Annotated in this window: 27 protein-coding genes and 1 pseudogene; 24 read left to right on the top strand and 4 right to left on the bottom strand. The window is 60.0% G+C overall.

What is annotated here, in order from left to right; all coding sequences use genetic code 11:
* Positions 1-17: 17 nt before the first annotated feature.
* The 10 genes from JFT91_RS27370 (at position 18) to JFT91_RS27325 (ending at position 9,199) form a co-directional block, all read left to right on the top strand.
* Complete coding sequence (locus JFT91_RS27370) at positions 18-389, top strand: chemotaxis response regulator CheY (RefSeq protein ID WP_024012118.1); 372 nt, start codon at positions 18-20, stop codon at positions 387-389.
* An 18-nt stretch (positions 390-407) separates the two neighbouring features.
* Positions 408-1,196 carry a protein phosphatase CheZ gene (locus JFT91_RS27365; RefSeq protein WP_007920000.1) on the top strand — a complete coding sequence of 263 codons (789 nt, stop codon included), beginning with the start codon at positions 408-410 and terminating at the stop codon, positions 1,194-1,196.
* 54 nt (positions 1,197-1,250) lie between these two features.
* A complete protein-coding gene (locus JFT91_RS27360; RefSeq protein WP_201234426.1) occupies positions 1,251-3,515 on the top strand; it encodes a chemotaxis protein CheA in 2,265 nt (754 codons plus the stop codon).
* Between the two features lie 49 nt (positions 3,516-3,564).
* Positions 3,565-4,701, top strand: a complete 1,137-nt coding sequence (locus JFT91_RS27355) for a protein-glutamate methylesterase/protein-glutamine glutaminase (protein WP_201227430.1) — start codon at positions 3,565-3,567, stop codon at positions 4,699-4,701.
* A complete protein-coding gene (locus tag JFT91_RS27350) occupies positions 4,701-5,441 on the top strand; it encodes a flagellar motor protein (RefSeq protein WP_095190692.1) in 741 nt (246 codons plus the stop codon). The genes JFT91_RS27355 and JFT91_RS27350 overlap by 1 nt, the downstream gene beginning before the upstream one ends.
* 12 nt (positions 5,442-5,453) lie before the next feature.
* Positions 5,454-6,344: a flagellar motor protein MotD gene (gene motD, locus JFT91_RS27345; protein WP_038363880.1), complete on the top strand. Its 891-nt coding sequence runs from the start codon at positions 5,454-5,456 to the stop codon at positions 6,342-6,344.
* 43 nt (positions 6,345-6,387) lie between these two features.
* Positions 6,388-7,176 (top strand): ParA family protein, encoded by a 789-nt coding sequence (locus JFT91_RS27340; RefSeq protein ID WP_201234425.1) that lies wholly within the window; start codon positions 6,388-6,390, stop codon positions 7,174-7,176.
* A gap of 118 nt (positions 7,177-7,294) precedes the next feature.
* A complete protein-coding gene (locus JFT91_RS27335) occupies positions 7,295-8,230 on the top strand; it encodes a CheW domain-containing protein (RefSeq protein WP_201234424.1) in 936 nt (311 codons plus the stop codon).
* 90 nt (positions 8,231-8,320) lie between these two features.
* Positions 8,321-8,806: a chemotaxis protein CheW gene (locus JFT91_RS27330; RefSeq protein WP_038363882.1), complete on the top strand. Its 486-nt coding sequence runs from the start codon at positions 8,321-8,323 to the stop codon at positions 8,804-8,806.
* A complete protein-coding gene (locus JFT91_RS27325; protein WP_201227428.1) occupies positions 8,807-9,199 on the top strand; it encodes a DUF2802 domain-containing protein in 393 nt (130 codons plus the stop codon).
* Positions 9,200-9,286: 87 nt separating this feature from the next.
* On the opposite strand, the gene JFT91_RS27320 is transcribed toward JFT91_RS27325, so the two are convergent.
* Both JFT91_RS27320 and fliK read right to left on the bottom strand, forming a co-directional pair.
* The gene (locus JFT91_RS27320; RefSeq protein ID WP_201234423.1) at positions 9,287-9,616 is read right to left on the bottom strand and encodes an EscU/YscU/HrcU family type III secretion system export apparatus switch protein; all 330 of its coding nucleotides are present in this window, start codon (positions 9,614-9,616) and stop codon (positions 9,287-9,289) included.
* Entirely contained in the window at positions 9,613-11,187 is a 1,575-nt protein-coding gene (fliK, locus tag JFT91_RS27315) for a flagellar hook-length control protein FliK (protein WP_201234422.1), read from the bottom strand. The genes JFT91_RS27320 and fliK overlap by 4 nt, the downstream gene beginning before the upstream one ends.
* Positions 11,188-11,384: 197 nt before the next feature.
* On the opposite strand from fliK, the gene ccmA reads away from it, so the two are divergent.
* From ccmA to JFT91_RS27255, 12 genes are all read left to right on the top strand, one after another.
* Positions 11,385-12,020, top strand: coding sequence for a cytochrome c biogenesis heme-transporting ATPase CcmA (gene ccmA / locus JFT91_RS27310; protein WP_201227425.1), 636 nt, complete (start codon positions 11,385-11,387; stop codon positions 12,018-12,020).
* Positions 12,017-12,685, top strand: a complete 669-nt coding sequence (gene ccmB, locus JFT91_RS27305) for a heme exporter protein CcmB (protein WP_008083427.1) — start codon at positions 12,017-12,019, stop codon at positions 12,683-12,685. The genes ccmA and ccmB overlap by 4 nt, the downstream gene beginning before the upstream one ends.
* Positions 12,686-12,763: 78 nt before the next feature.
* A complete protein-coding gene (locus JFT91_RS27300; RefSeq protein ID WP_095190684.1) occupies positions 12,764-13,519 on the top strand; it encodes a heme ABC transporter permease in 756 nt (251 codons plus the stop codon).
* Positions 13,516-13,692: a heme exporter protein CcmD gene (gene ccmD / locus JFT91_RS27295; protein ID WP_008083431.1), complete on the top strand. Its 177-nt coding sequence runs from the start codon at positions 13,516-13,518 to the stop codon at positions 13,690-13,692. The genes JFT91_RS27300 and ccmD overlap by 4 nt, the downstream gene beginning before the upstream one ends.
* The gene (ccmE, locus tag JFT91_RS27290) at positions 13,689-14,144 is read left to right on the top strand and encodes a cytochrome c maturation protein CcmE (protein ID WP_201227423.1); all 456 of its coding nucleotides are present in this window, start codon (positions 13,689-13,691) and stop codon (positions 14,142-14,144) included. Before ccmD ends, ccmE begins: the two co-directional genes overlap by 4 nt.
* A 3-nt stretch (positions 14,145-14,147) precedes the next feature.
* On the top strand, positions 14,148-16,136 hold the full coding sequence (locus JFT91_RS27285) for a heme lyase CcmF/NrfE family subunit (protein WP_201227422.1): 1,989 nt from the start codon (positions 14,148-14,150) through the stop codon (positions 16,134-16,136).
* Positions 16,133-16,669, top strand: coding sequence for a DsbE family thiol:disulfide interchange protein (locus tag JFT91_RS27280; protein WP_201149268.1), 537 nt, complete (start codon positions 16,133-16,135; stop codon positions 16,667-16,669). The genes JFT91_RS27285 and JFT91_RS27280 overlap by 4 nt, the downstream gene beginning before the upstream one ends.
* Entirely contained in the window at positions 16,666-17,136 is a 471-nt protein-coding gene (locus JFT91_RS27275) for a cytochrome c-type biogenesis protein (protein WP_201234421.1), read from the top strand. The genes JFT91_RS27280 and JFT91_RS27275 overlap by 4 nt, the downstream gene beginning before the upstream one ends.
* Entirely contained in the window at positions 17,133-18,335 is a 1,203-nt protein-coding gene (gene ccmI / locus JFT91_RS27270) for a c-type cytochrome biogenesis protein CcmI (protein ID WP_201234420.1), read from the top strand. Before JFT91_RS27275 ends, ccmI begins: the two co-directional genes overlap by 4 nt.
* Positions 18,336-18,360: 25 nt before the next feature.
* Positions 18,361-18,765, top strand: coding sequence for a hypothetical protein (locus tag JFT91_RS27265; RefSeq protein ID WP_201234419.1), 405 nt, complete (start codon positions 18,361-18,363; stop codon positions 18,763-18,765).
* Positions 18,766-19,097: 332 nt separating this feature from the next.
* Positions 19,098-19,565 (top strand): InvB/SpaK family type III secretion system chaperone, encoded by a 468-nt coding sequence (locus JFT91_RS27260; protein ID WP_201234418.1) that lies wholly within the window; start codon positions 19,098-19,100, stop codon positions 19,563-19,565.
* Positions 19,552-21,075, top strand: a complete 1,524-nt coding sequence (locus tag JFT91_RS27255) for a hypothetical protein (RefSeq protein WP_201234417.1) — start codon at positions 19,552-19,554, stop codon at positions 21,073-21,075. The genes JFT91_RS27260 and JFT91_RS27255 overlap by 14 nt, the downstream gene beginning before the upstream one ends.
* 71 nt (positions 21,076-21,146) lie before the next feature.
* On the opposite strand, the pseudogene JFT91_RS27250 reads toward JFT91_RS27255, so the two are convergent.
* A pseudogene (locus JFT91_RS27250) lies at positions 21,147-22,035 on the bottom strand (LysR family transcriptional regulator).
* 147 nt (positions 22,036-22,182) lie between these two features.
* Positions 22,183-22,902: an SDR family oxidoreductase gene (locus tag JFT91_RS27245; protein ID WP_201227416.1), complete on the bottom strand. Its 720-nt coding sequence runs from the start codon at positions 22,900-22,902 to the stop codon at positions 22,183-22,185.
* A 192-nt stretch (positions 22,903-23,094) separates the two neighbouring features.
* On the opposite strand from JFT91_RS27245, the gene JFT91_RS27240 reads away from it, so the two are divergent.
* Positions 23,095-23,307, top strand: coding sequence for a type II toxin-antitoxin system HicA family toxin (locus JFT91_RS27240; RefSeq protein ID WP_201234416.1), 213 nt, complete (start codon positions 23,095-23,097; stop codon positions 23,305-23,307).
* Entirely contained in the window at positions 23,307-23,711 is a 405-nt protein-coding gene (locus tag JFT91_RS27235; RefSeq protein ID WP_201234415.1) for a type II toxin-antitoxin system HicB family antitoxin, read from the top strand. Before JFT91_RS27240 ends, JFT91_RS27235 begins: the two co-directional genes overlap by 1 nt.
* Positions 23,712-23,743: the final 32 nt, after the last annotated feature.

Here is a 23,743-nt window from a genome sequence, read left to right as displayed (position 1 = left end):
TCGAATTGAACAAAGACATGAAAATCCTCATCGTTGATGACTTCTCAACGATGCGGCGGATCATCAAGAACCTGCTGCGGGATCTTGGGTTCACCAATACCGTCGAGGCCGACGATGGCACTACCGCCATTCCGGTGCTCAACAGCGGAAGCATCGACTTTCTGGTAACAGACTGGAACATGCCGGGCATGACCGGTATCGACCTGCTGCGCCACGTGCGTGCCGATGAAAAACTCAAGCATCTGCCCGTACTGATGGTGACCGCTGAAGCCAAGCGCGAGCAGATCATTGAAGCCGCTCAGGCCGGTGTAAACGGCTACGTCGTCAAACCTTTCACGGCTCAGGCGTTGAAAGACAAAATCGAGAAGATTTTCGAACGCATCGGCTGATGAACGCGCGGGGGAGCTATGGAGCATAACGAATCTTCACAGGGCGATTTCGAGTCGACCCTGAAAAAACACGCGGTCGAACTGGTCGAGAGCCTTGAAAAAGGCAGGTTCGGCGACGCTGTGCAACTGATCCATGAGCTCAATCAGACCCGTGACCGCGGCCTGTATCAGGAAGTCGGCAAGCTCACACGTGAACTGCACAGTGCGATCGTCAACTTCCAGATCGATCCGAACATGCCGCAGGCCGAGGAAGTGTCGCAAATCACCGACGCCACCGAACGCCTGGGCTATGTGGTCAAGCTGACAGAGGCCGCGGCCAACCGCACCATGGATCTGGTGGAAAGCGCCACGCCGGTGGTCAACAGTCTGGCTGATGAAGCCCAGACCTTGAGCGCCGATTGGGGTCGCTTCATGCGTCGCGAGGTCGGGGCTGAAGAGTTCCGCGAACTGGCGCGCCGGGTCGACGGTTTTCTGTCGCGCAGCAGCACGGACAACCGTGCGGTGTCGAGCAATCTCAACGACATCCTGCTGGCCCAGGATTACCAGGATCTGACCGGTCAGGTGATCAAGCGTGTGACCCAACTGGTCACCGAAGTCGAAAGTAATTTGCTCAAGCTTGTGCTCATGGCCAGTCAGGTGGACCGCTTTGCGGGCATCGAACATGACCGTGCGGCGATGCTTGCAGAAAAAGATCCACAAAAACATCTCTCGCAGGGTGAAGGTCCGCAGATTCATGCCGATAAACGAGAAGACGTTGTGTCCGGTCAGGACGATGTGGACGATTTGTTATCCAGCCTTGGATTCTAGAGTTTTGGAATTGTAGGTTTTTTGGGTTTTTAGACCTGTAGGAGCACCCCATTAATGAGCTTCGGCGCCGATGAAGAGATCCTTCAGGATTTCCTGGTTGAGGCCGGCGAGATTCTTGAGCAACTGTCAGAGCAACTGGTCGAGCTGGAAAGCCGCCCGGATGACGCAGATCTGCTCAACGCAATTTTTCGCGGTTTCCACACTGTAAAAGGGGGCGCCGGCTTCCTTCAGCTCAATGAGCTGGTGGAGTGCTGTCACATCGCCGAAAACGTGTTCGACATCCTCCGTAAGGGTGAGCGTCGCGTTGATGCAGAACTGATGGACGTTGTCCTCGAAGCACTGGACGCGGTGAACAGCATGTTCAGCGAAGTCCGTGAACGTGCGCCTATCACCGCCGCTACCCCGGAACTGCTGGCCGCCCTGGCGCGTCTGGCCGAACCGCAATCGGCGGATGAAGCCCCGGCATCGCCGGTGGCCGAGATGATCGAAGAGCTGGTCGTCGAAGGCGATTCGGGCGACATCACCGATAACGAATTTGAACAACTGCTGGACTCGCTGAATGCCGTCAAGGCGCAAGCTGAAGCCCCGGCAGCCGCTGCACCTGCGCAGGCTGCCGATGGCGCGGCCAGCGATGAAATCACCGATGCCGAGTTCGAGTCGTTGCTCGATCAGTTGCACGGCAAAGGCCAGTTCGCGGTGGACGCTGTTGCGCCAGCCGCGCCAGCACCTGCGGCACCGGCCAAGGGTGACAGCTCCGACATCACCGACGACGAATTCGAAGCACTGCTCGATCAGTTGCATGGCAAGGGCAACTTTGCCGTTGATGCGCTGGAGTCGGCCATTGCCTCGGCGCCTGCGCCAGCCGCACCGGTTGCAGCGGCGGCCGGCAGCGATCTGATCAGCGATCACGAATTCGAATCGCTGCTCGACGAATTGCACGGCAAAGGCAAGTTCACTGAAGTGGGCACCGCCGCCGTGGGCAGTACCTCTGCCGTGGCGACGCCAGCCGCCAAAGCGCCGGCTGCTGCTGCGCCAAAACCTGCAGCCAAGCCCGAGCCAAAAGCCGAGGCGCCAAAACCGGCTGCCGCGGCGGCACCGGCTCCGGCCCGTGCTCCCGCGACTCCGCCACCGGAAAAACCGGCGAGCGAAGCGGAAACCACCGTGCGCGTCGACACTGCACGTCTCGACGAAATCATGAACATGGTTGGCGAGTTGGTGCTGGTGCGTAACCGTCTGGTGCGCCTGGGCCTCAACAGCGGCGATGAAGCCATGCAAAAGGCCGTGTCGAACCTCGACGTGGTCACGGCTGACCTGCAAACCGCGGTGATGAAGACGCGGATGCAGCCGATCAAGAAGGTCTTCGGGCGCTTCCCGCGTCTGGTTCGCGACCTCGCGCGTCAGCTCAAGAAAGAGATCAACCTGGAACTGGTGGGCGAAGAAACCGACCTCGACAAAAACCTTGTCGAGGCCCTGGCCGACCCGCTGGTCCACTTGGTGCGCAACGCCGTCGACCACGGTATCGAGTCGCCGGAAGAACGCGAAGCGTCGGGCAAGGCCCGTGGCGGTCGCGTGGTACTGGCGGCCGAGCAGGAAGGCGACCACATCCTGCTGTCGATTTCCGATGACGGCAAAGGCATGGACCCGAACGTCCTGCGCGCCATCGCGGTAAAACGCGGCGTGATGGACAAGGATGCAGCCGATCGCTTGAGCGACACCGAGTGCTACAACCTGATTTTTGCCCCGGGTTTCTCGACCAAGACCGAGATCTCCGACGTGTCCGGCCGTGGCGTCGGCATGGACGTGGTGAAGACCAAGATTTCCCAGCTCAACGGTTCGATCAACATCTACTCGACCAAGGGCCAGGGCTCGAAAATCGTCATCAAGGTGCCGCTGACCCTCGCGATCATGCCAACCCTGATGGTCATGCTCGGCAATCAGGCGTTTGCGTTCCCGTTGGTCAACGTCAACGAAATCTTCCACCTCGACCTGTCGACCACCAACGTCGTCGACGGCCAGGAAGTGGTGATCGTGCGGGACAAGGCGCTGCCATTGTTCTATCTCAAGCGCTGGCTGGTCAGCTCCGCCGCTCACGAAGAGCAGCGTGAAGGCCACGTGGTGATCCTTTCGGTAGGTACTCAGCGGATCGGCTTCGTCGTCGATCAACTGGTCGGCCAGGAAGAAGTGGTCATCAAGCCATTGGGCAAAATGCTCCAGGGGACTCCGGGCATGTCCGGCGCCACCATCACCGGTGACGGCCGCATTGCACTGATTCTCGATGTTCCGAGCATGCTCAAGCGTTACGCCGCACGGCGTATTTGAATCCGGGGCAGCGGGGCGACAACGTTCCGCTGCACCTAATGGAGTGTTTATGGCAGTCAAAGTCCTGGTGGTGGACGATTCGGGTTTTTTCCGCCGCCGCGTCTCGGAAATTCTTTCAGCGGATCCGAGCATCCAGGTGGTCGGCACGGCCACCAACGGTAAAGAGGCGATCGATCAGGCCCTGGCGCTCAAGCCGGACGTGATCACCATGGACTACGAGATGCCGATGATGGATGGCATCACGGCAGTGCGGCACATCATGCAGCGCTGCCCGACCCCGGTGTTGATGTTCTCCTCGCTGACCCACGAAGGCGCTCGGGTAACCCTCGATGCGCTGGACGCGGGCGCAGTGGATTTCCTGCCGAAGAATTTCGAAGACATCTCGCGTAACCCGGAGAAGGTCAAACAGCTGCTGTGCGAAAAGGTCCATAGCATCTCGCGCAGTAACCGTCGTTTCAGTGCCTACAGCGCGCCTGCGCCCGTTGCTGCACCGACGCCGACGCCTGCTCCGGCAGCGTCGAGCTTCAGCAGCCACAGCAGCAGCGCTCCGGCACGTCCGGCGCCTGCACCGGCACCGACTCGTGCGCCGGCCGCCAGCGCCTCGTCGCCGGCACCGAAACGCAAGGCCTACAAACTGGTTGCCATCGGTACGTCGACGGGCGGCCCTGTCGCGCTGCAACGTGTGCTGACGCAACTACCGGGGAATTTCCCGGCGCCGATCGTGCTGATCCAGCACATGCCGGCGGCTTTCACCAAGGCCTTCGCTGAGCGTCTCGACAAGCTCTGCCGCATCAGCGTCAAGGAAGCCGAGGATGGCGACATCCTGCGTCCGGGCCTGGCGTTGCTGGCGCCGGGTGGCAAGCAAATGATGATCGATGGCCGTGGCGCGGTGAAGATTCTGCCGGGCGACGAACGTCTGAACTACAAGCCGTGCGTGGACATCACTTTTGGTTCTGCCGCGAAGTCCTACGGCGACAAAGTTCTGGCGGTGGTACTGACCGGCATGGGCGCCGACGGCCGTGAAGGCGCGCGTCTGCTCAAGCAGGGTGGTAGCGCCGTGTGGGCGCAGGATGAAGCCAGCTGTGTGATCTACGGCATGCCGATGGCCATCGTCAAAGCTGACCTCGCGGATGCGGTGTACAGCCTGGACGATATCGGCAAGCACATCGTCGAGGCGTGTATCTGATGGATGTTTTAAGCCTTATCGGGATCATCATGGCGTTCGTCGCCATCATCGGCGGCAACTACCTTGAAGGTGGTCACCTCGGTGCGCTGGCCAACGGCCCGGCGGCGCTGATCGTACTGGGCGGCACCATTGGTGCCGCACTGCTGCAATCGCCGATGAGCGCGTTCAAACGCGCGATGCAGATTCTTGCCTGGATCTTCTTTCCGCCGCGTGTGGATCTGGCTGGCGGCATCGACCGCGTGGTCAACTGGAGTCTCACCGCGCGCAAGGAAGGCCTGCTGGGTCTGGAAGGAGTGGCTGACGCCGAACCCGACAGTTACTCGCGCAAAGGCCTGCAATTGCTGGTCGATGGCGCCGAGCCGGAAGCGATCCGCAGCATCCTCGAGGTGGATTTCTACACTCAGGAAGCGCGCGACATCGAAGCCGCCAAAGTCTTTGAAAGCATGGGTGGCTACGCGCCAACCATCGGCATCATCGGCGCGGTAATGGGCCTGATCCACGTGATGGGCAACCTCGCCGACCCGACCCAACTGGGTAGCGGCATTGCCGTGGCGTTTGTGGCAACCATCTACGGTGTTGCCAGTGCCAACCTGATTCTGTTGCCGGTTGCCGCCAAGTTGAAGTCAATCGCGTTGCGACAGTCGCGTTATCGCGAAATGTTGTTGGAAGGTATTTTGTCGATCGCCGAAGGTGAAAACCCACGCTCCATCGAGTTGAAGCTGCAAGGCTTCATGGATTAAGGGACTGACCTCATGGCTCGTCGTCGCCACCAGGAAGAACACGTCAATCACGAGCGCTGGCTCGTGTCTTACGCAGACTTCATCACATTGCTGTTCGCGTTCTTCGTGGTGATGTACTCGATTTCGTCGATCAACGAAGGCAAGTACAAGGAAATTTCCGAAGCGCTGGTCGGCGTTTTCAAAGACTCCGACCGCGCGCTCAAACCGATCCCGATCGGCGACGAACGACCGAAGACCGTGACCCCGGCCAAGCCGCTGGTCAAGGATGCCGAGCAGATCGACGCCGGTATCGCCGGTGCCAGCGATCCGCTGAAAAGCATCGCCGATGACATCAGCGCAGCGTTCGGTGACCTGATCAGCTCCAACCAGATGACCGTGCGCGGCAACGAGTTGTGGGTCGAGATCGAACTCAATTCCAGCCTGTTGTTCGGCAGCGGCGATGCGATGCCGAGCGACATCGCCTTCAACATCATCGACAAGGTCGCGGCGATTCTCAAACCGTTCGACAACCCGATCCACGTCGAAGGTTTCACCGACGATCAACCGATCCGCACCGCGCAGTACCCGACCAACTGGGAACTGTCCTCGGCGCGTTCGGCGAGCATCGTGCGCATGCTGGCGATGCAGGGCGTTAACCCTGGACGCCTGGCCTCGGTGGGCTATGGCGAATTCCAGCCAGTGGCCAACAACGCCACCGCTGAAGGCCGGGCGAAAAACCGTCGCGTAGTCTTGGTGGTGTCACGAAATCTCGATGTACGCCGCAGTCTTACGGGCACCGGAACCGCCAATGCGCAACCGGACGCAGCGTTGAAGCGTGCTGGCACACAAACTGCACCGACCCCGGTCAAGACGCCGGGACGCGAGAGTGCCGTCAATTCTCCGTCACCCGCATTAACACGCTGAGCTATGTCTCGGTCGAGGATATCGGCCGGGAGGAACGAACCGAATGAGAGTCTGGGCAGTCGCCAATCAAAAGGGTGGTGTCGGTAAAACCACATCTTCCATCGCTTTAGCCGGATTGCTGGCCGAGGCGGGCAAGCGCGTGGTCGTGGTCGATCTCGACCCGCACGGCTCGATGACCAGTTATTTCGGCTACGACCCCGACAGTCTGGAACACAGCAACTACGACCTGTTTCTGCACAAGGGCAGCGTGCCGCAAGGCCTGCCTGGGCAATTGCTGTTGTCGACCAGTGATGAACTTATTTCGCTGCTGCCATCGAGCACTGCACTGGCGACCCTTGAGCGTCAGTCGCCGGGGCAGAGTGGTTTGGGCTTGGTGATCGCCAAGAGTCTGGCGCAGTTGTGGCAGGACTTCGATTACGCGGTGATCGACAGCCCGCCGTTGCTCGGCGTGCTGATGGTCAACGCCCTCGCGGCGAGCCAGCAACTGGTGATCCCGGTGCAGACCGAGCATCTGGCCGTCAAAGGTCTGGAACGCATGGTCAACACCCTGGCGATGATCAATCGCTCGCGCAAGCAGGCGTTGCCGTTCAGCATTGTGCCGACCCTGTTCGATCGCCGTACGCAGGCATCGATGCATACCTTGCGTGTGCTGCGTGACAAATTCCCCGACGAGATCTGGCAGGGTTATATCCCGGTCGATACCCGTCTGCGCGACGCCAGCCGTGCCGGCGTCACGCCTTCGCAATTCGACGGCAAGAGCCGTGGCGTACTGGCTTACCGCGCGCTGCTCAAGCATCTGTTGGCGCAGCAACTTGTTCCGCAGGTGGCTTGAGCATGATCTCTATTCGTGTAGGAGCTGCCGCAGGCTGCGATCTTTTGATCTTGCTTTGTGGTGCTTCTGAAAAGATCAAAAGATCGCAGCGTTCCGCAGCTCCTACAGGGGGTTGCGTATGAATCGGCCGTTGAAGTTGACGTCGAAGCCGCAGTTGGCCTTGCAGTCGTATCTGGACAGTTTGCTGCAGGAAATTCCTGACGAGCTGCCGACGCCAGTCGAGGTCGTTGAAGAAAGCAGCGAGGCGCTGGATGAATTCCAGGCAGCGGTGCTGGAAGAACAGGCGCGTGATGCGCAACAGGCTGTGAAGCCGGTTGCCGCGCCTGCCGCTGCGGTAGCGGTGACCAAGGCTCCGGTGACATTGATTGAAGAGGTTCGCGCATCGGTCTCGACGCTGGCACCGCTGCTGCAAACCCAGTTGCTGAAAACCGCACCGGAACCGACTGTGGTTGAACCGGCTCCGGCTCCAGTTGTGCCCGCAGCCGTCGAACAGACGCTGGTGCCGCCGCTGGTGGAAGTGCATCTGCCGCCGAGCAACACACCGCCACCGGTGGAAACCGATGGACGTCCCGCGTGGGCCTCCGAAGCGTTCGAGTGCCTGCTGTTCGATGTCGCGGGGCTGACGTTGGCCGTGCCGCTGGTGTGCCTCGGTTCGATCTATTCGCTGGCCGGCCATGAGCTGACGCCGCTGTTTGGACAGCCGGAGTGGTTCCTCGGGATCCTGCCGAGCCAGGCCGGCAACCTGAAGGTTCTGGACACTGCGCGCTGGGTCATGCCGGATCGCTATCGCGATGACTTCCGTCAAGGCTTGCAGTACGTGATTTCGGTACAAGGTTACGAGTGGGGCCTGGCGGTGCATCAGGTCAGTCGTTCGTTGCGTCTTGATCCGAATGAAATCAAATGGAGAAGTCATCGAGGTCAGCGGCCATGGCTCGCCGGCACGGTGATTGAGCACATGTGTGCATTGCTTGACGTTTCCGCACTGGCCGAGTTGATCGCCAGCGGTGGGGCAAAGCACCTGGGCGGCAACAAGCCGCTACATAAACCGACATAGCAGCCGACATAACAATCAGGCGACGGCATTGTTGAATGCCGCCACACAGAACACACACCGCTCAGTGCGGTTTTTTCGAGGGGTCAGGGTATGAGTAGTCAGGCGACGAATGCAAAAGGTTCTGAAGATCCGATCCTGCAATGGGTGACCTTCAAGCTGGACAACGAAACCTACGGCATCAATGTGATGCGCGTTCAGGAAGTGCTGCGCTACACCGAGATCGCTCCAGTGCCGGGTGCGCCAAGCTACGTGCTGGGCATCATCAACCTGCGCGGTAACGTGGTCACCGTGATCGACACCCGTCAGCGCTTCGGCCTGAGCACTGGTGAGATCAGCGACAACACCCGTATCGTCATCATCGAAGCCGACAAGCAAGTCGTCGGGATCATGGTCGACAGCGTCGCTGAAGTGGTTTACCTGCGTCAGTCGGAAATCGAAACGGCGCCGAACGTCGGTAACGAAGAGTCGGCGAAGTTCATCCAGGGCGTGTGCAACAAGAACAACGAATTGCTGATTCTGGTCGAGCTGGACAAGATGATGAGCGAAGAAGAATGGTCGGACCTGGAGAATATCTGATTGATTCTCGAGGTTGCGGTCATTGTCCTGTTCCTCTTCTGGGCAGGCACGCTGGCAATGTTTCTGGCGTACATCAAAGCGCAGCGAGTGATCGCCGCGCAGCAGGCTCAAGGCGATGCGCTGCGTGATCAGCGCATCAAAGAGCTGGCCAAACGTGTCGACGACTACCAGAACGGCAACGTGCGCATGGGCGAAGCCCTGCACGAGTTGCGCGCGGTAGTCGGTCCGTTGCCGGACAAAATTGTTCAACTGGAACAGCGCGATCCATCGAGCCTGTCGTTCGCCCAAGCAGCGAAACTGGTGGGGATGGGCGCAAGCGTTGATGAACTGACTCAGTCGTGTGGGTTGACCCAGGCTGAGGCGGAGTTGATGCGTAAACTTCACAAGAACTGAAATCGCTATCGCGAGCAGGCTCACTCCTACATTTGAAATGCGTTCCAATGTAGGAGTGAGCCTGCTCGCGATGGGGCCCTCAAATCCTCAGTAATCATCCCCACGTTCGGTGATGTCCTTCTCGACCATCGGCGCGTCCGGGTCTTGCCCCTCGGGAAATTTCCCCTTCAGGTTCCACGCAAACGCGATGATCTCGGCAATCGTGCGATACAACTCCTCGGGAATGCTGTCGCCCAATTCCATTCGCGCCAACAGCCGCACCAGTTCGGCGTTTTCGTAGATCGGCACTTCATAATCGCGGGCGATCCGCAGGATTTCTTCGGCCAGTTCCTCGTCACCCTTGGCGGTGAGGGTCGGGGCGTGGTTGCCGTCGTATTTGAGGGCGATGGCCTGGCGTGGGGCGGTGGTGTCATTCATGCGGTTTCGTCAACCCAGCGGTGGTCGAGGCGGGTTTGGTTGCCTTGCGGTGGCGTGCCTCGGTGGCAGTCGATGTCGCCGACGTTCAGCCCGCGATCAAGCAGGCGCTGGCGTAGGGCGAACAGGTTGTTTTCGATCAGGTCGGCGGTGTATGGCCGTTCAGCCCAGAGCTGACTGGACAGGCTGCCGGCGATCAACTGTGCCTGAATCTGCATTGGCCCGAGCGGTTCCATGTCGAATGCCAGATCGACGCGCCACAATTGTTGCCTGGGCTCGCGTTCGTCGCGACGCTCGTTCGGTTGCGGCTCTTTCTCCGGCGCTTCTTCGCGCTGGAACTTGACCTGCAACGGCACGATGTCCTGCAAGTTACGCATGGGGATTTCCAGTTGCCAGGTGCTGAGCAGGCGCCCGTCATCGGTGACGCCGGTCTGTTCAAGGCTCGACAACTGATGGCTTTGCAGGCGAGAAACAGCGGCGGCGGCGAGGCGCAGCAAATGTTCCAGATCACCTTCGCCGTCCTGGCTTTGCAGCAGTCGGTCGGGCAGCGGGAAACTGTTTGGCAGCGGTTTGGCACTGACTTGACCGAGCATGCCGAGGGCGTTGCGGACGAAACTCGGCATGGCCTGCGCCAGGGTGTTGGCGGCGATGATCGCATTCAGATTGGTGTTGCCGGGCAGGCCTGGGGTGAGTTGCGCGATCAACTTGAGCAGATCGGCTTTCATGTCCGGGGCCAGCGTCGGATTCTGGCCTGTCAGCAATTTGGCCTCGAGAAACATGCCGCTGTTGGCCAGCGCCATTGCCAGACCTTTCGGCGTGCTCAGTTGCTGCACGTCAGGCAGGCCGGCAAGCAGTTTGTCGACCGCTGCGCGCAAATCCGCCGACGTTTGATCGGTATCGGTCGGCAGATTTTGCAGTGCGTTCAATAAACTGCCGAGCGATGCCTGGCGACTCTGCTGGCCGACCAGTTGCTGGCTTACCGCCAACTGCTCTTGGCGGCTGCTCATCGGCACGAACTTGAGGGTCTGCGAATCCTCCACCAGCGCCGACAACAGTGTGCCGATGCGCAACGGCTGTGGGCTGTCGACGGTCAACGTGCTGCCGCTCAATGCGGTATTGAGCAAGCTGACCATCGAGCGAAACACCGTCGCTTGCCCCGGCGTCTGCGGCAGGGCCTGTGAGGTCAGCACCTTGCCTTGCAGCAACGTGCCGGCCGGCAACTGCGCGGTATCGATGCGGGTGAGGGCGGCGACGCTGCTGGCAATCGCTTGCTGCACGGTAATCGCCAGATTACCCGCCGACGGTTGAGTAATGGCCAGGCTGGTGCCTTGCGGCAATGGCAGATTGCTGGTGGCTTGCACGGTGGTCTGGCGGCCACTGTCCAGTGTCACCTTGAGCAGCAACTGAAAGGTCTGATCCGCCTGCTTGAGCGACAACACCTCGGCCTTGGCGCTTTGCCCGGCGCCGATCAAGCCTTCCACCGGTGTCAGCAGCTTGAGCAGCTCACCCACCTGCGGGCGAACGGTCGCCGGGGTGGTGGGCGGGAGCGGGAGGATGTTCATTTCGCCTGTCATACGCGGACACAACCTGAGGAAATTGCACTCTTGAGAGTAAGGCACGGCATGTATAATGCCGCCCGTCTTGCGCTTCGTTCAAAAAACATAACAATTGTTTGACGCAGCTCTCTAGATCGAGCCGTCAATGCATCTATGCTGCATCTCTTTAACGGCCGTACCAGAGCCGACTTGAACCGTATAAGGCCCGTGATCCCTTGACCAGTCCTGTCCTGCAAACCGTTGCCCTCGCGTGTGAACGTGATCTCAGGCTGCTCTTCGAAAATCTCGAATTGAGACTGGCCAGTGGCGATATGGTGCAGATCAGTGGGCCCAACGGCAGCGGTAAAACCAGTTTGTTACGCCTGTTGGCCGGTTTGATGCAACCGACCGACGGCCAAGTCCTGCTCAACGGTCTGCCATTGACCGAGCAACGCAGCGAACTGGCGCGCAACCTGCTGTGGATCGGCCATGCCGCCGGAATCAAGGATCTGCTGACCCCGGAAGAGAATCTCGCGTGGCTCTGCGCCCTGCATCATCCCGCCGAACGCGAGGCGATCTGGCAAGCGCTGGCAGCTGTAGGATTGCGCGGTTTCGAAGATGTTCCCTGTCACAGTCTGTCGGCGGGTCAGCAGCGCCGCGTGGCGCTGGCGCGTCTATATCTCGACAGCCCGCCGTTGTGGATTCTCGACGAGCCATTCACCGCCCTCGACAAACAGGGCGTAGCGCAGCTCGAAGAGCATCTGGCCGGACACTGCGAGCGCGGCGGTCTGGTGGTATTGACCACGCACCATACGCTGAGCCGGATGCCGGCCGGTTATCGCGACATTGATCTGGGGAACTGGGCAGTATGAGTGTGTTTGGCCTGCTGGTTGCCCGTGAGTCCCGACTGCTGTTTCGCCGCCCGGCGGAGCTGGCCAATCCGCTGATTTTCTTCGCCATCGTCATCGCTTTATTCCCGCTGGCCGTCGGCCCGGAAACTCAAGTGTTGCAAAACCTGTCCCCGGGGTTAGTCTGGGTGGCGGCGCTTTTGTCGGTCCTGCTCTCGCTGGACGGGCTTTTCCGCAGTGATTTCGAAGACGGGTCCCTGGAACAGTGGGTCCTTTCGTCGCACCCGTTGCCACTTCTGGTCTTGGCCAAGGTGCTGGCACACTGGCTTTTCTCCGGTCTGGCACTGGTTTTGCTCTCACCACTGCTGGCGCTGATGCTCGGTTTGCCTGCCGCCTGCCTGCCGGTTTTGCTGTTTTCGTTGCTGTTGGGTACACCGGTGCTGAGCTTGCTCGGCGCGGTGGGCGCGGCACTGACGGTCGGTTTGAAACGCGGCGGCCTGTTGCTGGCGCTGCTGATTCTGCCGTTGTACATCCCGGTGTTGATCCTCGGCAGTGGCGCCTTGCAGGCCGCATTGCAAGGCATGCCGGCGACCGGGTATCTGCTGTGGCTTGGTAGCCTGACCGCCCTGGCGATCACCCTGACACCTTTTGCAATAGCTGCTGGCCTGAAGATCAGCGTCGGCGAATAATGAGGTCTGGTTAAAATTTAACCAGCAAAGACCCTGAGACCGCTCGCACCGATGAGCGGCACCCGTGATGGAAACAGTATGAACTGGACCTGGTTTCACAAGCTCGGCTCGCCCAAGTGGTTCTACGGCATCAGCAGCAAGTTCCTGCCGTGGTTGAGCATTGCAGCGTTGTTGCTGATTGGCGTCGGCGTCGTTTGGGGCCTGGCCTTCGCGCCGCCGGATTATCAGCAAGGCAACAGCTTTCGCATCATCTACATACACGTGCCTGCCGCGATGCTCGCTCAGTCGATCTACGTGATGCTGGCGGTGTGTGGCGTGGTCGGGCTGGTGTGGAAGATGAAACTGGCCGACGTCGCCCTGCAATGCGCCGCACCGATCGGCGCGTGGATGACCGCCGTGGCGCTGGTCACCGGGGCGATCTGGGGCAAGCCGACCTGGGGCTCGTGGTGGGTCTGGGACGCACGGCTGACCTCGATGCTGATTCTGCTGTTCCTGTATTTCGGCGTGATCGCGCTGGGCAATGCGATCAGCAACCGCGACAGCGCCGCCAAGGCCTGTGCGGTGTTGGCTATCGTCGGCGTGATCAACATCCCGATCATCAAATACTCGGTGGAGTGGTGGAACACCCTGCACCAGGGCGCGACCTTCACCCTCACCGAAAAACCGGCGATGCCCGCCGAAATGTGGCTGCCGCTGCTACTGACCGTGCTGGGCTTCTATTGCTTCTTCGGCACCGTGCTGCTGTTGCGCATGCGTCTTGAAGTGCTCAAGCGCGAAGCCCGCGCCAGTTGGGTGAAAGAAGAAGTGCAGAACAGTCTGGAGGCCGCTCGATGAGTTTTGCTTCATTCGGCGACTTCCTCGCCATGGGCCATCATGGCCTGTACGTCTGGACGGCCTACGGCATCTGCCTGGCCGTGCTGGCCTTCAACGTGGCGGCGCCGATCCTGGCCCGCAAGCGGTATCTGCAACAAGAGGCGCGTCGTTTGCGCCGGGAGAACGGCAAGTGAATCCGCTGCGCAAAAAGCGTCTGATCATCATTCTGGCGATTCTGGTCGGGGTCGGCGCTGCCGTCGGCCTGGCCCTGAGTGCCCTGCAGGAAAACATCAACCTGTTTTACACGCCGACTCAGATCGCCAACGGCGAAGCGCCGCACGATACGCGCATCCGCGCTGGTGGCATGGTCGAAAAGGGCTCGCTGCAGCGTTCGCCGGACTCGCTCGACGTCAAATTCGTCGTCACTGATTTCAGCAAATCCGTGACCATCACCTATCGCGGCATCCTCCCGGATCTGTTCCGCGAAGGGCAGGGCATCGTCGCTCTCGGCAAGATCAACGCCGAGGGTGTGGTAGTGGCCGATGAGGTGCTGGCCAAGCACGACGAGAAGTACATGCCGCCGGAAGTGACCAAAGCCTTGAAAGACAGTGGTCAATCCGCACCAACACCTGCGAAGGAGGGTTGATTGATGACTTCGGCGATTTTTATGCCTGAGTTGGGCCATTTGGCGATGATTCTGGCGCTGTGTTTTGCGCTGGTGCAGGCCGTGGTGCCATTGGTGGGTGCCTGGCGCGGCGACCGTTTCTGGATGAGTCTGGCCCAACCGGCCGCGTGGGGGCAGTTTGCGTTTTTGCTGTTCGCTTTCGGCGCGTTGACCTATGCGTTCATGACCGATGATTTCTCCGTCGCCTACGTGGCCAACAACTCCAATACTGCTTTGCCGTGGTATTACAAATTCAGCGCAGTGTGGGGGGCCCACGAAGGTTCGTTGCTGCTGTGGGCGCTGATTCTCGGTGGCTGGACATTCGCCGTGTCGGTGTTCTCGCGCCAGTTGCCGCAAGTCATGCTCGCCCGCGTTCTAGCGGTGATGGGCATGATCAGCACCGGTTTCCTGCTGTTCCTGATCCTTACGTCCAACCCGTTCAAACGCATCCTGCCGCAAATGCCCAGCAACGGCGCTGACCTCAATCCATTGTTGCAAGACATCGGCCTGATCGTTCACCCGCCAATGCTGTACATGGGTTACGTCGGCTTTTCGGTGGCGTTCGCCTTCGCCATTGCCGCGTTGATGGGGGGGCGCCTTGATGCCGCGTGGGCGCGCTGGTCGCGTCCCTGGACAATCGTCGCCTGGGCCTTTCTCGGCATCGGCATCACGCTCGGTTCGTGGTGGGCTTACTACGAACTCGGCTGGGGCGGCTGGTGGTTCTGGGACCCGGTGGAAAACGCATCCTTCATGCCCTGGCTGGTCGGTACTGCGCTGATTCACTCGCTGGCGGTCACGGAAAAACGTGGCGTGTTCAAGAGTTGGACGGTGTTGCTGGCGATTGCCGCATTCTCCCTGAGCCTGCTCGGCACCTTCCTCGTGCGTTCCGGCGTGCTGACCTCGGTGCATGCGTTTGCCTCGGACCCTGAGCGTGGGGTGTTCATCCTGATCTTCCTGTTGTTCGTGGTCGGTGGTTCGCTGACGTTGTTTGCGTTGCGTGCGCCGGTTGTGAAGAGTCAGGTAGGTTTCAATCTGTGGTCGCGGGAAACCCTGCTGCTGGGCAACAACCTGGTGTTGGTCGTGGCGGCATCGATGATTCTGCTCGGGACCTTGTACCCGTTGATTCTCGATGCGATCAGCGGGGCCAAGTTGTCGGTTGGCCCGCCGTACTTCAACGCGCTGTTCATTCCATTGATGGCGTTGCTGATGCTGGTGATGGCAGTCGGCGTGGTGGTGCGTTGGAAAGACACCCCGGTGAAATGGCTGGTGGGCATGCTGACCCCGGTGTTACTCGGCAGTGTCGCGCTTGCAGTGGTGGCCGGCGTCGCTTATGGCGATTTCAACTGGGCGGTGATCGCGACCTTCCTGCTCGCCGCGTGGGTTTTGCTTGCCGGTGTCCGCGACATCTTCGACAAGACGCGCCACAAAGGTCTGATCAACGGTTTGCCAACCCTGACCCGCAGTTACTGGGGCATGCAGATCGCTCACCTCGGCATCGCCGTGTGTGCCTTGGGCGTGGTGTTGTCCAGCCAGAACAGTGCCGAACGCGACCTGCGTCTGGCGCCGGGCGAGTCGATGGACCTGGCCGGGTACCACTTCATCTTCGAAGGCGCCAAGCATTTCGAAGGGCCGAACTTCACCTCGGACAAAGGCACCATTCGTGTCGTGCGTAACGGCAAGGAAGTCAGCGTGCTGCACCCGGAAAAACGTCTGTACACCGTACAGAACTCGGTAATGACTGAAGCCGGGATTGACGCCGGTTTCACCCGTGACCTTTATGTCGCACTGGGCGAGCCGCTGGAAAACGGCGCGTGGGCCGTGCGCGTGCACGTCAAACCATTCGTGCGCTGGATCTGGTTCGGCGGTTTACTCACCGGCATCGGTGGTTTGCTGGCAGCGCTGGATCGACGTTATCGAGTCAAGGTGAAATCCAAAGTGCGTGAAGCGCTGGGCATGACGGGAGCGGCTGCATGAGACGTTGGTTGATGCTGGTGCCACTGGCGATTTTCCTGCTGGTGGCCGTGTTTCTGTATCGCGGTCTGTACCTCGATCCGGCGGAACTGCCGTCGGCGATGATCAACAAGCCGTTCCCGGAGTTCACCCTGCCGAACGTGCAGGGCGACAAGACGCTGACCAAGGCTGACATTCTCGGCAAACCGGCGCTGGTAAACGTCTGGGGCACCTGGTGCATTTCCTGCCGGGTCGAGCACCCGGTGCTGAACAAACTCGCCGAGCGCGGCGTGCTGATCTACGGCATCAACTACAAGGACACCAACGCCGATGCCTTGAAGTGGCTGGCCGAGTTCCACAATCCGTACGTACTGGACATCCGTGACGACGAAGGCTCGCTGGGCCTGAACCTCGGCGTGTACGGCGCGCCGGAAACCTTCTTCATCGACGCCAAGGGCATCATCCGCGACAAGTACGTCGGCGTGATCGATGAGCAGGTCTGGCGCGAAAAACTCGCGGCCAAGTATCAGGCGCTGGTCGATGAGGCCAAGCCATGAAGCGTTTTATTGCCGCCGTGGTGTTGGGCCTGAGTCTGGCCGGCGTCGCGCATGCCGCCATCGACACTTACGAGTTCGCCAAGGAAGGTGATCGCGAACGTTTTCGCGAGCTGACCAAGGAACTGCGTTGCCCCAAGTGCCAGAACCAGGACATCGCCGATTCCAATGCACCGATTGCCGCTGACCTGCGCAAAGAGATTTTTCGCATGCTCGGCGAGGGCAAGGACAATCAGCAGATCATTGATTTCATGGTCGACCGCTACGGTGATTTTGTCCGCTACAAACCGGCACTCAACGCCAAGACTGCGCTGCTGTGGTTCGGCCCGGCCGCGCTTTTGCTCGGTGGTTTTGTGGTGATCGCGGTGATCGTCCGCCGTCGTCGCGGGCAACGCGCCGAGACCCCGCAATCGCTATCCCCCGAAGAGCGTCAGCGCCTCGACCAACTGTTGGATAAAAACCAAGAATGATTGATTTCTGGCTTGCCGCAGGGCTGTTGCTTCTGGTCGCCCTGAGTTTTCTGCTGATCCCGGTTCTGCGTGAACGTCGCGCCCAGCGCGAAGAGGATCGGACTGCCCTGAACGTTGCGTTGTATCAGGAACGTGTCGCCGAGTTGCAGTCGCAACAGGCCGAAGGCGTACTCGATGCCGCACAAATGGACAGCGGCCGTGCTGAAGCGGCGCGTGAATTGCTCGCCGATACCGAAGGCGTTGCTGCACCGCGTGTCTCTCGATTAGGCAAGCCGTTGCCATTGCTGGCCGCGGTGCTGGTGCCGGTGCTGGGCTTGGGGTTGTATATGCACTTCGGCGCTGCCGACAAGGTCGAACTGACTCGCGAATTTGCTCAGGCACCGCAGTCGATGGAAGAGATGACCCAGCGTCTGGAGCGCGCCGTCGCGGCGCAACCGGATTCTGCGGAAGGCCTGTATTTTCTCGGCCGTACCTATATGGCGCAAGAGCGTCCGGCGGACGCGGCGAAGATGTTCGAACGCGCTGCCAACCTTGCCGGTCGCCAGCCGGAACTGCTCGGCCAATGGGCGCAGGCGCAGTATTTTGCGGATGGCAAAAAGTGGTCGGACAAGATTCAGGCACTGACTGACGAAGCACTGAAAGCCGATCCGAAAGAAGTCACCAGCCTCGGCCTGCTCGGCATCGCTGCGTTCGAAGGCGAGCGTTATCAGGAAGCCATCGATTACTGGAACCGTTTGCTGGCGCAACTGCCGCCGGACGACAACTCGCGTGCCGCGCTACAAGGCGGGATCAAACGCGCTGCCGAGCGTCTTGAAGCCAGCGGGGGCAAGGTCGCTCAGGCACCTGTAGCCGCGAAAACCGCGCTGTTGAAAGTCAGCGTCGACCTCGCCAGCGAACTCAAAGGCAAAGTGCAACCGGGCGACAGCGTGTTCATCTTCGCCCGCGCCACTTCCGGCCCACCGGCACCGCTGGCGGCCAAACGCCTGACCGTGGCCGATCTGCCGGTGACCGTCGAACTGGGCGATGCCGACGCAATGATGCCGCAGTTGAAACTGTCGAACTTCCCTGAAGTCCAACTGGTTGCGCGCGTCTCACGGGCAGGTCAACCGACCGCCGGTGAGTGGGTCGGTCGCAGCGGGCCTGTGCCCAGCAGCACCACCGCGCCACAAAAATTGACCATCGACAGCCCGGACAAGTAACCGGACACAACAGGAAAGCACCGCCATGCACGTCATCGCCCGAATCACAGTCCTCACACTGGCCCTGGGCATGAGCGCATGTGCGGTGCAACGACCAGAACCGACTACCAACCTGCCGCCAATCCCGCCGTCGCAACCGAGCCCGACCCCGTCGACCTCGCCAACACCGGGCAAGAGCATCCCTGCCAAACCGGCCAAACCAGTCCCGCGCACCTCGGCCAGCTTCGCCCCACCTCCGGGTGGCAACAGCCATTGGGATCAGAAACTCGGCGTCTACGTCCTCGATGACCAGCCCAACACCTTCTACCGCCAGCGCACTTACTTTCGCTGGAACAACGGCTGGAGCCGCTCGGTCAGCCCCAGTGGTCCATGGGAAGACACCGACATCCACGGCGTACCGCCGGGGTTGGGCAAGCAATTCGGGCAATGAATGAAAAACGGCGATCCTGAATCGCCGTTTTGCTAATGGGTGCTGCTGAAAACATCAAAGCCTGCAGACCCGAGGCTGAATGGATATCGGCCGTGGGCTAAAATTTCATGCATTTTTTTCGGCAGATAATTCAGAGCCTTGATTTGCATACTTCGCCAACGGGTCATGGTGATGGTTATCAAGGTGTGCAGTTCGCCAATCTGGTCTGGTGGAGATACCCAAGGACCTGAGTAGAGCCAAAGCCTGATTCCTGACAGGCCAGCGATTTTTTATTCCGAATGGTCGGGATATCAAAACAACGCTGGTTACTTCAGACCTTCCAGGTGTCCCCCATGGTGAAAGAAGATGTGCAAGATCCTTACTCCTTCCGTGAGCAGTCAAGATTCACGCTGAAGGAACTGATGGATGCGTTGCTGCGGCGATACCAATGCCCCGAGCATAAAATGCTCGATTTTGACCAGCACTCCACAATCGCAATCGAGCTTGATGGCGTCTCGGATGTTTTCATCACTGTGGACGACGATCGCTTATGGGTCTGGAGTGTGCTCGCCGACCTGCGTCTGCCTATGCTCGTGGCCAATGCGGCCGAGGTGTTTTCCTTGTTGAGCAAGCCGGTATTCGGTTTCGAAACAGGGCAGCTGGTGTTGAGTGAAGGGGCCGAGGGTTACGAGTTGAAGGGGCTGGTCGATTTGCGCAGCCTGGAACACGAACCAGGATTTTCCCTGGTCATCGAGCAGTTCCATCGCCGGCTTGAAATGCTGTGCACCCTCATCAAGGAGTTTCCACATGCCGATACATAATATTCCCGGCGCCAGTGGTGTGTTCTCCGTACAGGCAACGCAAACCGATCCGCAGCCTGCTGCCACCCCCACAGGAATGTCTATCAGGTCGGTCACCAACCCTCTTCATGCTCCGGCGCAGCCTGCTGCCCATGCTCCAGCGGCCGTGGCCCAGCGCGAGTTCATCGCGAAAAACGCCTTTGCCAGTGACGCTGACTTCGAACGTCATATGGTCACTCAGTTGCAACGCTTTACCGCCGGAGAAAAGCTGCCCGAGCGCGAGCTGAATCAGTTGAACGCATGGCGATCGAATGCCAACTATCTGTCCAAAGCAATTGCCCAGGAAATGCAGCTGTCCAGAGAGGTCCGCGAAGGGGCTCCCCATGGAAAAGAAGCCAGGCACGTGCAGAAGTTGTCGGCGCCGCTGGAAAGCATTCTTGATCATAGTGTCGGGAAAAGTGTCTTCACCCGTGATGTGGACTTTCGCGAAATGCAGGGCCTGCTCAAGTCCGAGCGTTTTCTATCGGTCAATGAGCGCCAGTTGAACGGGATAGGGCGAATCAGAAAAATGGCCGACTTCAACCGTGGCGGGGCCATGGGCACCTATACACGGGTGGTGTCAGACAAACGTATCGACCAGGCCAAGACCGCAGCGGCCTACCAGCAACTGCCTCCGTTGGGGATCGGTTCCATTGGCAATTCAGGCATAACCATTACCCTCGATGGCAAGACGGCCCTGAGCAATATCAGCCATCCCCTGGAGCTTTGGCATAACGACCGGGATTCCGCGGGGCGTATTCTCGGTCGGGTCGCGCAGGCACCCAGTGAGCGAGAGGGCGCCAAGGTCGGCAGGAGCGGCGAAAGGTATCTCGGTCAGCGCAATCCCTTGTATTACAAGCGTGACGACCTGGAGCGCGTGTACCCATTGAAGGCTCTGAACCCCGACCGGTTGGCGCGGATTGCCAGCGAGAGCCATACGCACTTGAAGGACATCCTCGAGACGCCCGGAGCCCATACGGACCACAACGAGCAGGTGTGGCTGACACCGCCCAGCCTGGCCGCGGTCAAGGCGATCTTTATCCAGAAACAACTGGACAGGCCGCCAGCGCTGATCGCGAAAACGCCGGACGAACTCATCCGCGAAAACGAGCGCCACCAAAGCAAGATCCAACAGCTGAAGGAGCGCATCGTCCTGCTCGAACAGCAACACCGCGCGGGCAGCCTGACCCATCCCGAAATGGTCGCGGGCAAGGCGCCTCTGATGAGCCAGTCAAGAAAACTCGAAGAAACACCTTACCCCTATAAGATCGTCGATCAGAGCGCGCGACTGCCCAAGGAAGTACGCGTGCCTTCTTTCTGGAAAGACGGGAATGTTCCCGCAGGCTATGAAGGCCTGCGCGACAGACTGGGTATGGAGGGCGTGGCGCTGGCTGATCTGATTAGCCATGTCAGCCCGAATACCAAGCGCGCCGATTTGCCGGCCATGGCGGACGAGGTGTTACAGCGCGGGAAAGAGCCGAAACAACCTTGAACCTTTCAGGCCAGGGACGGCCAGGAAGTACAGTCAGGGACGATGGTGCGCGACGCTAAAAGTTGGTGACGTCAGCGGCTCGCCTCGAGCAATTTCTGCACATACTCAACAAACGCCCGCGCCTTGGCACTGGCCATTCTTCCCGTTGGAAACACCGCCCATAAATCCAGATCGGGCAGTGTCCAGTCATGCATGACCGTTTTCACCGCGCCGCTGGCCAGTTCCGGGGCGAACATCCATTCCGAGGCGAGTGTCAGGCCCTGATCGGCCAGGACGGCTTCGCGTACGCCCTCGGCCGCGCTGACGCGCAAACGTCCGCTGAGGATCACCGATTGTTGTACCGCGCCTTTGGCGAATTGCCAGGTGGTGCCGCCGCCGAGGTTGTAGACGACCGCCTGGTATTTGCTCAATTCGGCGGGGCAGCTCGGTTCGCCGTGCTTGGCAAAGTAGGCCGGCGTGCCGAGTACCACGCGGCGGCAGTCGGCGATTTTGCGTGCGGTGAGCCCCGAATCGTTGAGCGCGCCCATGCGCAAGGCCACGTCGATGCCTTCTTCAACCAGATTGATGTTGCGATCGTCGAGCATCAGGTCGATGTTCAGCTGTGGGTGCTGATCGAGGAACGGCCCCAGTTGCGGCACGATGTGCAGGCGGCCGAAGGTCACGGCGGCGCTGATACGCAGGTTGCCGCTCAGGCCACTGGCGATGCCGCGGGCAGCGTTGTCGGCCTCGTCGGCTTCTTCGAGCGCACGTTTGGCACGCTCGAAAAAAAGCCAGTCCGGCTTCAGTCGGGGTCAGGCCGCGAGTCGAGCGCAGGAGCAGGCTGACGGCCAGGCGTTTTTCAAGCGCAGCGATGGTTTTTGATACGGCGGGCTGACCGATATTCAGGCGTCGGGCCGCGGCGGAAAACGAGCCGGTTTCGACGACGCAGACGAAGGTTTCCATGGCGGCGAGGCGGTCCATCTCATGTCCTTGCACAATCTTGAAGCTGTTGAATAACCCTGTAGGAGTGAGCCTGCTCGCGATAGCGGTGTGTCAGTCAAACCAATGTCGGCTGGACGGACGCTATCGCGAGCAGGCTCACTCCTACAGGGGGGAATGTGTTGTTGATTAGAACGCGGCTTTGCCCACAGAGGCGCCGCCATCGACGAACAGGGTCTGGCCGGTGATGAAGCCACTTTGCTCCGAAAGCAGAAACGCAATCGCCGAGGCAATCTCTTCAGGCTGCCCCAGCCGTCCCATCGGCACCCCGGCCAGATACCGCGCCTCACCCTCGCTGCCCGGCGGATTGTTGGCGCGAAACAGTTCGGTCTCGGTGGGCCCCGGTGCTACGGCGTTCACAGTGATCCCGGTCTGCGCCAGCTCCAGCGCCCACGAGCGGGTGAAACTGACCAACGCTGCTTTCGCCGCTGCATACGCCGTGCGCTGGGTGATGCCCAGCACTGTCAGGCTGGAAATGTTCACCACCCGACCCCAACCCCGCGCCCGCATTCCCGGCAACAACGCTTGAGTCGCCTGCAACGCCGAATGCAGGTTGACCCGCATCACATCGTCGAACGCTTCCAGGTCGATATCGCCCAACGCCTGCGGTCGCACCAGCCCGACGTTATTCACCAGCCCATCGAACTCATACGTGCGCGCCAGTTCCGCGAGGACCTCACCGGTCAGCTTGCGATCGCTCAGGTCCAGCGGAAACAAAATGCCCGGAAAGCTCAAATCCGGCTGGCGAGCAATCCCCACCACGCGATGGCCGGCGCGGTCGAGATGTTCGGCCAGCGCCCGGCCAATGCCTTTGCTGGCACCGGTGATGAGGAAAGTACGTCGGGTCATGGCAACTCCTTGGAAGGTCTGGCGAGCAGCGTTGATCAGCTAGCGGGTTGAGCGGCTGAGTGTAATCCGGGTTGAGGTCGGTGCATTCAATCACACTCTGTAAAACAACCGGGCGTCGCTCTGCGGATTTCTATGCTTGAGTAAAGATAACTCTAGAGTTACTTTTAACAGGCCGAGGCAAGGAGGCGGTTGGTGCAGAGCAGGTTATTGATCAAGGAGCTGGAGGAGGCCGGATGGACGTTGGACAGGATTACCGGCAGCCATCACATCTTCAGGCACCGTTACAACCCGTACACGATTCCCGTGCCTCATCCGAAAAAGGATTTACCGTTGGGGACGGTCAAAAGTATCAGGAGGCGTGCCGGGCTGTACAACCCGCCAGCCAGTTACGAAGGAGATCCGTAATGCAATATCCAATCTGCATCGAGTGGGGAGACGAGAACACAGCCATCGGTATCCAGATCCCCGATATTCCGGGTGCTGTCACGGCGGGGGATAGCTTTGAAGACGCCTATAACGCAGCGGTTGAAATCGCACACATCATGCTGCAAGAACTTGCGGCGGACGGGGAATCGATTCCTATGCCGACCTCGGCATCTGTTCATCGCAGTAATCCGGAATTTGCCGACATGGGCTGGGGCATGCTGGAGCTGGATATTTCGCCGTATCTCGACAAGACCGAGAAGGTTAACGTGACGCTCCCCGGTTACGTGATCCAGCGAATTGATCGTTATGTGCGCGAACACAACGTCAAAAGCCGCTCCTCCTTTCTGGCAGACGCGGCGATGGAAAAACTGGTTCGCTATTAAGCGTCATCGCTCCCATAGGCCAGTGAGCAACC

The sequence above is a fragment of the Pseudomonas sp. TH08 genome, from assembly GCF_016651275.1.
In the GTDB taxonomy this organism is placed as follows: domain Bacteria; phylum Pseudomonadota; class Gammaproteobacteria; order Pseudomonadales; family Pseudomonadaceae; genus Aquipseudomonas.
The sequence above is the reverse complement of the archived record's forward strand: the minus strand, read 5'-3'. Positions and strand labels throughout refer to the sequence as shown.